The sequence below is a fragment of the Mesorhizobium sp. M1D.F.Ca.ET.231.01.1.1 genome (assembly GCF_003999155.2).
Lineage (GTDB): Bacteria > Pseudomonadota > Alphaproteobacteria > Rhizobiales > Rhizobiaceae > Mesorhizobium.
Window position 1 is genome coordinate 77,321 of record NZ_RZOZ02000017.1, and the last position, 11,379, is coordinate 88,699.

Sequence of the window (11,379 nt, forward strand, 5' to 3'; positions counted from 1 at the left end):
GAACATGGCAACGGCTAAGGCGGGTAAAAGGCAGGCGGTAAAGGCGGAAAAAAAGGGCGGCAACGTGCTAACCTCCGTCAAAGTGGTGGGACCGGCAATCGTCAGCCCGCCGCCACCGCCGCGTGGCAAGCCTCTCAGTCAGGACCCCCATGCGGTTCGCGACACCCGCGAGAACGTGCTCGAGGTCGCGATTGGCCACGAGGTTCGCGCCTTTCGCAAGAAACTAGGCATAACCGTTGCCGATATCGCGAGCACCACGGGCCTTTCGATCGGGATGCTGTCCAAGATCGAGAATGGCATCACCTCGCCATCCTTGACCACGCTGCAGGCGCTATCGCGCGCGCTAGGCGTGCCGGTGACCGCATTTTTTCGCCGCTTTGAAGAAGAGCGGAAGGCCGTCTTCGTTAAGGCGGGATCGGGCGTCGACGTCGAACGGCGCGGCACGCGTGCCGGGCACCAGTATACGTTGCTAGGTCATATCGGTTCGGATTCGAGCGGTGTTGTCGTCGAACCCTATCTCATAACGCTGACCGAAGACTCCGACGTCTTCCCGACCTTCCAGCACGACGGCATGGAGTTCCTCTACATGCTGGAAGGCGAGGTCGTGTATCGCCATGGAAACAATCTTTACCGGATGACGCCAGGTGACAGTTTGTTTTTCGATGCCGACGCGCCGCACGGTCCTGAAGAATTGACGCATTTGCCCATACGATATTTGTCAATCATCTCCTATCCCCACGGGCGCGGAAACGGCTGACGCAATCGGCCATTATTGCAATACCGGCTATTTATGAACGCGCGGGCCGCGCAGGCACCGTCGCGCGTCCAGTGTCCGCGTCAAACTACGCGCCTCGGTACCGCTCACTGCCTTGACCGCGCTTGCGGCAGACTTCGCGCATCTCCGCCAGACCGGTGACATTCAACATGAGGGTCTCGGATCGTGGCCGGCTTCAGCGAGGCTGTGTTTTTCTAGAGGAAAAAAAAATTCATGACAGTTGAATTGCAATAGGGAACCTGCTAGGCATTGCGATAGGTAGCAATCAATCGAGGTGACCGGGATGTGTGGGATTGTTGGACTCTTTCTGAAAGACAAATCACTTGAGCCGCGACTGGGCGCCCTTCTGTCGGAAATGCTGGTCTCATTGACCGACCGCGGTCCCGACAGCGCCGGCATAGCCATTTATGACGGCGCAGCAGGAAAGGGGCGTGCCAAGATCACCATCCAGTCTGCGGCTCCCGCAGCGGATTTCCCGGGTCTCGAAGCCGAGCTTGGCAAGAAGATCGGAACCACGGTTTCGTCGACGGTGAAGTCGACCCACGCCGTCCTCGACATCCCCACCGGCAAGCTCGACGAAGCCCGCGCCGCGATCGCCGAACTGCGCCCGAATGTGCGTGTCATGGGTGCCGGCGAGGCGATAGAAATCTACAAGGAAGTCGGCTTGCCGGCCGATGTGGTCAAGCGGTTCGACTTGACGAAGATGGCCGGCAGCCACGGCATCGGCCACACGCGCATGGCGACCGAATCCGCCGTGACCACACTGGGCGCGCATCCCTTCTCGACCGGCCCGGACCAGTGCCTGGTGCACAACGGCTCGCTTTCGAACCATAACAATCTTCGCCGTGAGCTGATCCGCGACGGCATGCGCTTCGAGACCGAGAACGACACCGAAGTCGCCGCCGCCTATCTCTCGTCCAAAATCGCTCATGGACAGAACCTCGGCGAGGCGCTGCAGAGCAGCCTCGACGACCTCGACGGCTTCTTCACCTTCGTGGTCGGCACCAAGAACGGCTTCGGTGTGGTGCGCGATCCGATCTCCTGCAAGCCCGCCGTGATGGCCGAGACCGACCAGTATGTCGCCTTCGGGTCCGAATACCGCGCGCTCGCCAACTTGCCCGGCATTGACAATGCGAGGGTTTGGGAACCGGAGCCGTCCACCGTATACTTCTGGGAGCACTGAGGATCATGAATATTTCGAATGTTGCCACGGCGCCATCGCGTGAAATGGACTTCGCGCGGCGTGTCTTCGACCTCGGCGAAAATTCGCTGCGCGAACTCAATCAGGCGCTGCACAATCTTGGCTCTGGCTCGAACGAGACCTCCTGGGAAGTGCTCAATCCGAAAGGCAATCATTCCGTCGCCGTCGGTGTCGACCAGCCTGTCACCATCGATGTGCGCGGCAGCGTCGGCTACTATTGCGGCGGCATGAATGCCGGCGGCTTGATCACCGTGCACGGGTCCGTGGGCCCGGGCGTCGGCGAGAACATGATGTCGGGCTCGATCGTGGTCAAAGGCGATGCCAGCCAATATGCCGGCGCCACCGGCCGCGGCGGTCTGCTGGTCATCGAAGGCAACGCATCGTCGCGCTGCGGCATCTCGATGAAGGGCATCGATATCGTCGTCCGCGGCAACATCGGCCATATGTCGGCCTTCATGGCCCAGTCGGGTAACCTGGTGGTGCTCGGCGATGCCGGCGATGCGCTCGGCGACTCGATCTATGAGGCACGGTTGTTCGTCCGTGGCAAGGTCAAGAGCCTGGGCGCGGATTGCATCAAAAAGGAGATGCGTCCCGAGCACATCGCGCTCCTGCAGGATCTGCTGGACCGTGCCGGCATCAAGGATGCCAAGCCGGAAGAGTTCACTCGCTACGGCTCGGCTCGTACGCTCTATAATTTCAACATCGACAACGCTGACGCATACTGAGGGCGAACATGACCTACCACAATCCTCCGACGACGCCGCGCAAGTCAGCGACCTTCGACGATTACGCGATGTCGGAAATCCGCCGCGCCGCGGCAACCGGCATCTACGACATCCGTGGCTCCGGCGCCAAGCGCAAGGTCCCGCATTTCGACGACCTGCTGTTCCTCGGCGCCTCGATCTCGCGCTATCCGCTGGAAGGCTATCGCGAGCGCTGCGATACCTCAGTTGTGCTGGGCTCGCGCCACGCCAAGAAGCCGATCGAACTGAAGATCCCGATCACCATTGCCGGCATGAGCTTCGGCTCGCTTTCCGGTCCGGCCAAGGAAGCGCTCGGCCGCGGCGCAACCATCGCCGGCACCTCGACCACCACCGGCGACGGCGGCATGACCGAGGAAGAGCGCGGCCATTCCAGGCAACTGGTCTATCAATACCTGCCGTCGCGCTACGGTATGAACCCGCGTGACCTGCGCCGCGCCGACGCCATTGAGATCGTCGTTGGCCAGGGCGCCAAGCCCGGCGGTGGCGGCATGCTGCTTGGCCAGAAGATCTCCGATCGCGTCGCGGAAATGCGCACCCTGCCCAAGGGCATTGACCAGCGCTCAGCCTGCCGTCATCCCGACTGGACCGGCCCTGACGACCTTGAGATCAAGATACTCGAAATCCGCGAGATCACCGACTGGGAAAAGCCGATCTACGTCAAGGTCGGCGGCGCTCGCCCCTACTACGACACCGCGCTTGCGGTGAAGGCCGGCGCCGACGTCGTGGTGCTCGATGGCATGCAAGGTGGCACCGCCGCCACCCAGGAAGTGTTCATCGAACATGTCGGCCAGCCGACGCTTGCCTGCATCAGACCCGCTGTGAAGGCGCTGCAGGACCTCGGCATGCATCGCAAGGTCCAGCTCATCGTCTCCGGTGGCATCCGCAACGGGGCCGATGTCGCCAAGGCGCTCGCGCTTGGCGCCGATGCCGTTTCGATTGGCACCGCGGCGTTGATCGCGCTCGGCGACAACGATCCACACTGGGAGGACGAATACCAAAAACTTGGCACGACCGCCGGCGCCTACGACGACTGGCATGAGGGCAAGGATCCGGCGGGCATCACCACGCAGGATCCCGAGTTGATGAAGCGGGTCGACCCGGTCGTCGCCGGACGGAGGCTGGCGAACTACCTGAAGGTGATGACGCTCGAGGCGCAGACGATTGCCCGCGCCTGCGGCAAAAATCACCTGCACAATCTCGAGCCCGAGGATCTCTGCGCGCTTTCGATCGAAGCAGCGGCCATGGCCGGCGTGCCGCTCGCGGGGACGAATTGGGTGCCAGGGCAGGGTGGCTTCTAAAACCAGAAGAATGGGAGCAGTAGACAATGAATAAGGCCTTTGAAGCCAAAATCGATCAGCCTGAGGGGGCTGATCTCCAAGAGTTCGCAAGGGTTCGCAACGTCAAGTATTTCATGGTCTCGTATACGGATCTGTTCGGCGGCCAGCGCGCGAAGCTGGTGCCGGCGCAGGCCATCGGGGACATGCAGAAGGAGGGCGCCGGCTTCGCCGGCTTCGCCACCTGGCTTGACCTGACGCCAGCGCACCCCGACATGCTGGCGGTGCCGGATGCCTCGTCGGTGATACAGTTACCGTGGAAGCCGGAAGTCGCCTGGCTCGCTTCGGACTGCCTGATGGAGGGCAAGGGCGTCGCTCAGGCGCCGCGCAATACCCTGAAGCGGCTCGTTGCCGAAGCCGCCAAGGAAGGCATGCGCGTGAAGACTGGCGTCGAGCCGGAATTCTTCCTTGTCACGCCCGACGGTAAGCAGATCAGCGACGAGTACGATACGGCCTCGAAATCCTGCTACGACCAGCAGGCGGTGATGCGTCGCTATGACGTTATCGCCGAAATCTGCGACGCCATGCTCGACCTTGGCTGGCAGCCCTATCAGAACGACCATGAGGATGCGAACGGCCAGTTCGAGATGAATTGGCAATTCGACGATGTGCTGGCCACAGCCGACAAGCACTCCTTCTTCAAATTCATGGTCAAGTCGATCGCCGAAAAGCACGGCCTGCGCGCGACCTTCATGCCGAAGCCCTTCCAGGGCCTCACGGGTAGTGGTTGCCATGCCCATATCTCGGTATGGGATCTCGGCGGCAAGACCAATGCTTTCGCAGACAAGGACATGGAGTTGGGTCTGTCGGAAAAGGGCAGACACTTCCTGGGCGGCATTATGAAGCACGCCTCTGCGCTGGCGGCGATCACCAACCCGACGGTCAATTCCTACAAGCGCATCAACGCGCCGCGCACCGTTTCCGGCGCGACCTGGGCGCCGAACACGGTGACCTGGACCGGCAACAACCGCACCCATATGGTGCGCGTGCCCGGACCCGGCCGCTTCGAACTGCGCCTTCCTGACGGTGCTGCCAATCCCTACCTGATGCAGGCGGCTATCATCGCCGCCGGGCTCAGCGGCATCCGCACCAAGGCTGATCCGGGCCAACGCAGCGACATCGACATGTACAAGGACGGACACACCGTCACGCACGGCGCCAAGCTGCCGCTCAATCTGCTCGACGCGCTTCGCGCCTATGACGATGACGCCGAGTTGAAGGCTGCTATGGGCGAGGAATTTTCCGCCGCCTACATCAAGCTCAAGACCCAGGAGTGGAACGCCTACGCCTCGCACTTCACCCAGTGGGAGCGCGACAACACGCTGGACGTCTAAGCTGTTTTCCAAGGCTCGGCGCCCGATCTTCGGATTGGGCGCTGGCCGGACCAACCGACATTTCGCCGGAACACACGCGATGAAATACTCGATCTTTTCGCTCGCCAAGGCAGCACTGTCCGGACACAAGGGATGGACGCGTGCTTGGCGCGATCCGGCACCCAAGAGCCGCTATGACGTGGTCATTATCGGCGGCGGCGGCCACGGACTGGCGACGGCCTACTTCCTCGCTCACGAATACGGCATCCGCAATGTCGCAGTGCTGGAAAAGGGCTGGATCGGCTCCGGCAATGCCGGCCGCAACACCACCATCATCCGCTCAAACTATGGCCTTCCCGGCAACACCGGCTTCTACGAATTGTCGATGAAGCTGTGGGAGCGCATGGAGCAGGATCTCAACTACAACACGATGGTCAGCCAGCGCGGCATCATCAACCTTTATCACTCCGATGCCCAGCGCGATGCCTTCGCGCGGCGCGGCAACACGATGCGCATCAACGGCATCGATGCCGAGTTGCTCGACGCCGAGCAGATACGCAAGGAACTGCCGTTCCTGAACTACAACAATGCCCGCTTCCCGATCATGGGCGGTCTCTTGCAGCGGCGCGCAGGTACCGCCCGCCATGATGCCGTCGTGTGGGGTTATGCGCGCGCCGCCAGTGAAGGCGGCGTCGACATCATTCAGAATTGCGAGGTCACCGGTTTCGTGCGCGACGCCAACGGCAAGGTGACCGGCGTCGAGACCTCGCGCGGCAGGATCGGCGCCGGCAAGGTCGGCATGGCGGTCGCCGGCTCTTCGTCGCGGGTCGCCGCGATGGCCGGCATGAAGCTGCCGATCGAAAGCCACGTGCTGCAGGCCTTTGTCTCCGAGGCTATCAAGCCGCTCATCCCGGGTGTCATCACTTTCGGCGCCGGCCACTTCTATGTCAGCCAGTCGGATAAAGGCGGGCTGGTCTTCGGCGGCGACCTCGACGGCTACAATTCCTACGCGCAGCGCGGCAATATGCCGGTCATGGAGGATGTCTGCGAGGGCGGCATGGCCATCATGCCGATGATCGGCCGCGTGCGCATGCTGCGGCAGTGGGGCGGCATCATGGATATGTCGATGGACGGCACGCCGATCATCGACAAGACACCGGTCGACGGCCTCTATCTCAACGCCGGCTGGTGCTACGGCGGCTTCAAGGCAACGCCGGCATCGGGACTCGTGTTCGCCCATCTTCTGGCGCGCGACGAACCGCATTCGGAGGCCGCGCTGTTCCGCCTAGACCGGTTCCGCCGTGGCGCGATGATCGATGAAAAGGGCCAGGGCGCCCAGCCGAACCTTCACTGAAAGAGAGACCGGTGGAATGCGTATTGCATGTCCTTTCTGCGGCGAGCGCGAGAACGGCGAGTTCACCTATCTTGGCGATGCCTCGCCCAAGCGGCCCAACTTCGCCGTCGACGGCGGGGAGAGCCCCGATCGTGTCGAGGATGCCTTCCACGATTACGTCTACCTGCGTGACAATCTGGCGGGTGTGATGCGCGAATATTGGTACCACGGCGGCGGCTGCCGTTCCTGGCTCGTGGCCGAGCGCAACACCGTCACCCATGAATTTGTTTCCGTGACGGCGGCCCCGGGCGCGGGCGCTGCCTTGGCGGCGCGGGCAGGAGAATGACCATGTCGGGCTATTCGCAATCCGAGCCACTCGCCAGAACAGCGCCGGTGGAGGCCAACATCCGCACGGCTGTCACGTCTGCCAGCCAGTCACACCGGCTGCCCAGCGACGGCATCATTGATCGCCGGTCGCCGCTCCAGTTTTCATTCGACGGCAAGGCCATGACCGGGTTTGCCGGCGACACGCTGGCTTCGGCACTCGTCGCCAACGGCGTCAAGCTCGTGGCGCGTTCGTTCAAGTATCACCGCCCGCGCGGCATCATCACCGCCGGCTCGGAGGAGCCGAGCGCGCTCGTCGAGATGCGCACCGGCGCCCGGCGCGAGCCGAACACGCGGGCGACCACGCAGGAACTCTATGACGGGTTGATCGCGAACAGCCAGAACCGCTGGCCGTCGCTGCGTCGCGACTTGATGTCGATCAACCAGTTGTTCGCCCCGATTTTCGTCGCCGGCTTCTACTACAAGACCTTCATGTGGCCGGCGAAGTTCTGGGAGTCCATCTACGAGCCGATGATCCGCCGCGCCGCCGGTCTCGGCAAGAGCGCCGAATTGCCGGATCCGGACCACTACGACAAGGCCTGGGCCCATTGCGACGTGCTCGTCGTCGGTGCGGGTCCCGCCGGCCTGTCTGCGGCGCTTGCCGCTGGCCGCGCCGGGTCGCGCGTCATTCTCGTTGAAGAAGATTCCCTGCTCGGCGGTCGCCTGCTCGGCGATGGCGCCGAGATCGATGGCATGGATGCCAGAGAATGGCTGCGTAGCACGACCCGCGAACTCGTTTCTTTGCCCAATGTCCGTATCATGACCCGGACGGCCTTGTTCGGCGTCTATGACGGTGGCACCTACGCCGCGCTCGAGCGCGTCAGCGACAACGTCCCGGTGCCGGATCGTCATCAGGTGCGACAGCGGATCTGGCGCATCGTTGCCAAGCGTTCGGTGGTGACCGCCGGCGCGATTGAACGGCCGATCGTCTTTCCTGGCAATGATCGGCCAGGCGTCATGATGGCCTCCGCTGTCCGCACCTACGTCAATCGCTTCGCGGCTCTGCCAGGCAAGCATGTGGCGGTGTTTACCAACAATGACGATGGCTGGCGCACGGTCGAGACCATCCAGCGGGCTGGCGCCTATATCGTGGCGGTGATCGACCCCCGCGGTGAGATACCGAGGCAATACCAGAGGCTTGTCGATACTTACGATCTGCGCGTGCTTGCTGGCGTCGTGTCCGATGTAAAGGGCGGCGTTGACGGCGTCCGCAGCATCGTCGTGACCAACAACAGGAACGGTCAAGCGCAACGGATCGAGGCCGATTGCCTTGCCGTCTCGGGCGGCTGGAATCCGAATGTCGGCTTATCTTGCTTCCATCGCGGCAAGCCGATCTGGCGCGAGGACATTGCGGCCTTCGTGCCGGGCGGTGCGCCAAAGGGGATGGCCACGGCTGGTGCTGCCAATGGCGAGCTCTCACTCGGCGCTTGCCTTCGCAACGGGCATAGCGCGGGTGCCAAGGCGGCCGCCGAATGCGGTGCCGCCGGAAAGCCGGGGGAGGCATCGAAAGCCGACGAAGAGGGCTACGGAATCGCGCCGCTCTGGCATGTCAAAGGCAAGGGCAAGGCGTTCGTCGACTTCCAGCACGACGTTACCGCATCCGACGTGACGCTGGCGCAGCGCGAAGGCTTCGAGAGCGTCGAGCATTTGAAGCGTTACACCACGCTCGGAATGGCGACCGACCAGGGCAAGACGTCCAACATCAACGGCCTCGCAATCATGGCGGAAGCGACCGGCCGCACGATCCCGGAAACCGGCACGACGATCTACCGGCCGCCCTACGCACCCGTCGCCATAGGCGCCTTCGCCGGCCATCATCGCGACGAGAACTTCCATGCCTGGCGGTTGACACCGTCGCATCATTGGGCCGCCAAGCAAGGCGCGGTGTTCGTCGACACCGGGCTGTGGAAGCGTGCGCAATGGTACCCGCGTGCCGGCGAGAAGGATTGGCTGGAGTCGGTAAACCGCGAAGTGCTGGCCGTGCGCAACGGCGTCGGCTTCTGCGACGTCTCCACGCTCGGCAAAGTTGACGTCCGCGGCGCGGATGCAGGTGTCTTCCTCGATCGCGTCTATATCAACGCCTTTTCCTCTCTCGCCGTGGGCAAGGCGCGCTATGGCCTGATGCTGCGTGAAGATGGCATCGTCTATGACGACGGCACGACCTCGCGGCTCGCCGAGGATCACTATTTTCTCACCACCACCACTGCCAAGGCCGGTCTGGTGATGCAGCATCTGGAATTCTCCCGGCAGGTATTGTTCCCGGACCTAGATGTTCAACTGACCAGTGCCACCGACCAGTGGGCGCAGTTCTCTATCGCTGGGCCGAACGCCCGCAAGCTGCTGCAGGATCTGGTCGACCCGTCGGAAGATCTCACCAACGAGGGCTTCCCATTCATGGGCGCCCGTGAAGTCAAGCTGCGCGGTGGCGTGATTGCTCGGCTGTTCCGCATCTCGTTCTCCGGCGAAATGGCCTTCGAGATTTCGGTGCCGGCGCGCTACGGTGCGGCGATGGCAGAGAACCTGATGATCGCTGGCAAGCCCTATGGCGTAACGCCTTACGGCACCGAAGCGCTCGGCGTCATGCGCATCGAAAAGGGGCATGTCGCCGGGCCCGAGCTCAATGGCACGACCACCGCTGACGACCTTGGCCTTGGCAAGATGATGTCCAAGAAGAAGGACTTTATCGGCCGCGTCATGGCCGGGCGCGAAGCGCTGGTTGCGCCGAACCGGCAGGTGATCGTTGGCGTCAAGCCCACGGACAAGGCGCGGCGCCTGCGTTCCGGCGCGCACGTTGTCCCCAGGGGCGAGATCCCTGGCCCGAAAACGGATCAAGGCTATGTCACCTCGGTCTGCTTCTCGCCGGTACTTGACCAGTGGATCGGTCTTGGTCTGGTCGAGCGCGGGCGCGAGCGCATCGGCGAGATCGTTCGCATCCATGATCCGCTGCGGAGCGAGGACTACGAGGCCGAGATCTGCAGCCCGGTCTTCTACGATCCCGAAGGAGTGCGTCAGCGTGGCTGATTTTTCCTGGAACACCCAATCGGCGCTGGAGAAGGCGCTCGTCCCCGGTCGTCACGGCGTGGCCGGCACGCAGGCAGGTGTCACGCTGGAGGAGGTGAGCGACATCAGCCTGGTTCAGGTGATGGCGCGGCGCGGCAGAGCGGCCGAGACCGCAAAGGCCGCCAAGAAGCTATTTGGCATTGAGCCGCCCCGCGCTCCCGGCGCTGCAGTGGCCCGGAATGCTACGCTGATCTGGTCGGGCCCGGACCAGTTCATTGTCTTCTCTGCACGACAGCCAGATGGACAATTTGCCAAAGTGTCAAAGGCGTTTGCCGGCATCGCGTCGCTCTCCGATCAGTCGGACGGACGATGCCTCATCCGGATTGGCGGACCCCGCGCCCGCCAGGCGCTTGCGAAGTTCTGCTCGTTGGACCTGGATGACAAGGCGTTTCCGCTGGGCGCCGCGGCGACAACCTCGATCGACCATACGGCGATGAATATCTGGCGCGGGGCTGATGGCACGGACGGACACGCCGTCTTCAACATGCTCGTCTTCACCAGCTTCGCCGACAGCCTTTGGCATACGGTCCTGGACTCTTCCCTTGAATATGGGGTTCAGGCATCCTCGGCTCACGCCGCATAGTCCTGCTGAGCCGATTGCACCTCGGCTGAGACAAACCCATTTCGACGCGGCTGTTCGCCGTTGCGCATTGACCGCGCAGCGGTGGTTTCGCTGTTGTTGTGTTGATCTGACTTAGAGCAAAGAAAAGTGTGAGAGCAAAGAAAAGTGTGAGAGCAAAGAAAAGTGTGAGCGGTTTTCCGTCCGGAATTGCGTAAAAGCAAGGAGATAGGCCGTTTCGCCGTTTCCGTGAAACGGTGAAACGCACTGGCCGACATCCTGGCAACCACTCCAAAAAGAAAGTCTTGGCACGATGTGCCAAGACTTGAAGGGCGCTTCGTGGTCTAGCGCCTTGGGGAGAGCGCGGATTTCCCTAGAGCAATTCCAGGAAAAGTGTGAGCGGTTTTCCGTCCGGAATTGCGTAAAAACAAGGAGATAGGGCGTTTCGCCGTTTCCGTGAAACGGTGAAACGCACTAGAACAGGCCTTCGATCTGACCCTGCTCGTTGAGGAAGATCTTTTCCGAGGAGGGCGCCTTGGGCAGGCCGGGCATGGTCATGATCTCGCCGCAGATGATGACGACGAAGCCGGCGCCGGCCGAAAGCCTGACCTCGCGCACCGGCACGGTATGCCCGGTCGGCGCGCCGCGCAGGTTCG

Annotated in this window: 10 protein-coding genes; 9 read left to right on the top strand and 1 reads right to left on the bottom strand. The window is 62.6% G+C overall.

What is annotated here, in order from left to right; genetic code table 11:
- The first annotated feature begins 4 nt into the window (after nucleotides 1-4).
- The 9 genes from EN874_RS30065 to EN874_RS30105 all read left to right on the top strand — a co-directional run bounded on the left by EN874_RS30065 (nucleotide 5) and on the right by EN874_RS30105 (nucleotide 10,747).
- Entirely contained in the window at nucleotides 5-757 is a 753-nt protein-coding gene (locus tag EN874_RS30065) for an XRE family transcriptional regulator (RefSeq protein ID WP_127428534.1), read from the top strand.
- Nucleotides 758-1,058: 301 nt separating this feature from the next.
- Nucleotides 1,059-1,958 carry a glutamine amidotransferase family protein gene (locus EN874_RS30070; protein ID WP_126085536.1) on the top strand — a complete coding sequence of 300 codons (900 nt, stop codon included), beginning with the start codon at nucleotides 1,059-1,061 and terminating at the stop codon, nucleotides 1,956-1,958.
- Between the two features lie 44 nt (nucleotides 1,959-2,002).
- Nucleotides 2,003-2,701 (top strand): GXGXG domain-containing protein, encoded by a 699-nt coding sequence (locus tag EN874_RS30075; protein ID WP_127428543.1) that lies wholly within the window; start codon nucleotides 2,003-2,005, stop codon nucleotides 2,699-2,701.
- A gap of 8 nt (nucleotides 2,702-2,709) precedes the next feature.
- Nucleotides 2,710-4,038, top strand: coding sequence for an FMN-binding glutamate synthase family protein (locus EN874_RS30080; protein ID WP_127428533.1), 1,329 nt, complete (start codon nucleotides 2,710-2,712; stop codon nucleotides 4,036-4,038).
- Nucleotides 4,039-4,064: 26 nt separating this feature from the next.
- The gene (gene glnT / locus EN874_RS30085; protein ID WP_127428532.1) at nucleotides 4,065-5,408 is read left to right on the top strand and encodes a type III glutamate--ammonia ligase; all 1,344 of its coding nucleotides are present in this window, start codon (nucleotides 4,065-4,067) and stop codon (nucleotides 5,406-5,408) included.
- A gap of 79 nt (nucleotides 5,409-5,487) precedes the next feature.
- Nucleotides 5,488-6,741, top strand: coding sequence for a sarcosine oxidase subunit beta family protein (locus EN874_RS30090; RefSeq protein ID WP_126085533.1), 1,254 nt, complete (start codon nucleotides 5,488-5,490; stop codon nucleotides 6,739-6,741).
- Between the two features lie 16 nt (nucleotides 6,742-6,757).
- A complete protein-coding gene (locus EN874_RS30095) occupies nucleotides 6,758-7,066 on the top strand; it encodes a sarcosine oxidase subunit delta (RefSeq protein WP_127428531.1) in 309 nt (102 codons plus the stop codon).
- On the top strand, nucleotides 7,063-10,125 hold the full coding sequence (locus tag EN874_RS30100; RefSeq protein WP_168247643.1) for a sarcosine oxidase subunit alpha family protein: 3,063 nt from the start codon (nucleotides 7,063-7,065) through the stop codon (nucleotides 10,123-10,125). Before EN874_RS30095 ends, EN874_RS30100 begins: the two co-directional genes overlap by 4 nt.
- Nucleotides 10,118-10,747: a sarcosine oxidase subunit gamma family protein gene (locus tag EN874_RS30105; RefSeq protein WP_127428529.1), complete on the top strand. Its 630-nt coding sequence runs from the start codon at nucleotides 10,118-10,120 to the stop codon at nucleotides 10,745-10,747. Before EN874_RS30100 ends, EN874_RS30105 begins: the two co-directional genes overlap by 8 nt.
- A 450-nt stretch (nucleotides 10,748-11,197) precedes the next feature.
- On the opposite strand, the gene EN874_RS30110 is transcribed toward EN874_RS30105, so the two are convergent.
- A partial coding sequence (locus tag EN874_RS30110; protein ID WP_135882240.1) for a formate--tetrahydrofolate ligase occupies nucleotides 11,198-11,379 on the bottom strand: 182 nt, incomplete at its 5' end.

Bases quoted from the DNA above. Each gene is read 5' to 3' on its own strand.
- EN874_RS30065 (WP_127428534.1), top strand. From the start codon at position 5: ATGGCAACGGCTAAGGCGGGTAAAAGGCAGGCGGTAAAGGCGGAAAAA.
- EN874_RS30070 (WP_126085536.1), top strand. From the start codon at position 1,059: ATGTGTGGGATTGTTGGACTCTTTCTGAAAGACAAATCACTTGAGCCG.
- EN874_RS30075 (WP_127428543.1), top strand. From the start codon at position 2,003: ATGGACTTCGCGCGGCGTGTCTTCGACCTCGGCGAAAATTCGCTGCGC.
- EN874_RS30080 (WP_127428533.1), top strand. From the start codon at position 2,710: ATGACCTACCACAATCCTCCGACGACGCCGCGCAAGTCAGCGACCTTC.
- glnT (WP_127428532.1), top strand. From the start codon at position 4,065: ATGAATAAGGCCTTTGAAGCCAAAATCGATCAGCCTGAGGGGGCTGAT.
- EN874_RS30090 (WP_126085533.1), top strand. From the start codon at position 5,488: ATGAAATACTCGATCTTTTCGCTCGCCAAGGCAGCACTGTCCGGACAC.
- EN874_RS30095 (WP_127428531.1), top strand. From the start codon at position 6,758: ATGCGTATTGCATGTCCTTTCTGCGGCGAGCGCGAGAACGGCGAGTTC.
- EN874_RS30100 (WP_168247643.1), top strand. From the start codon at position 7,063: ATGACCATGTCGGGCTATTCGCAATCCGAGCCACTCGCCAGAACAGCG.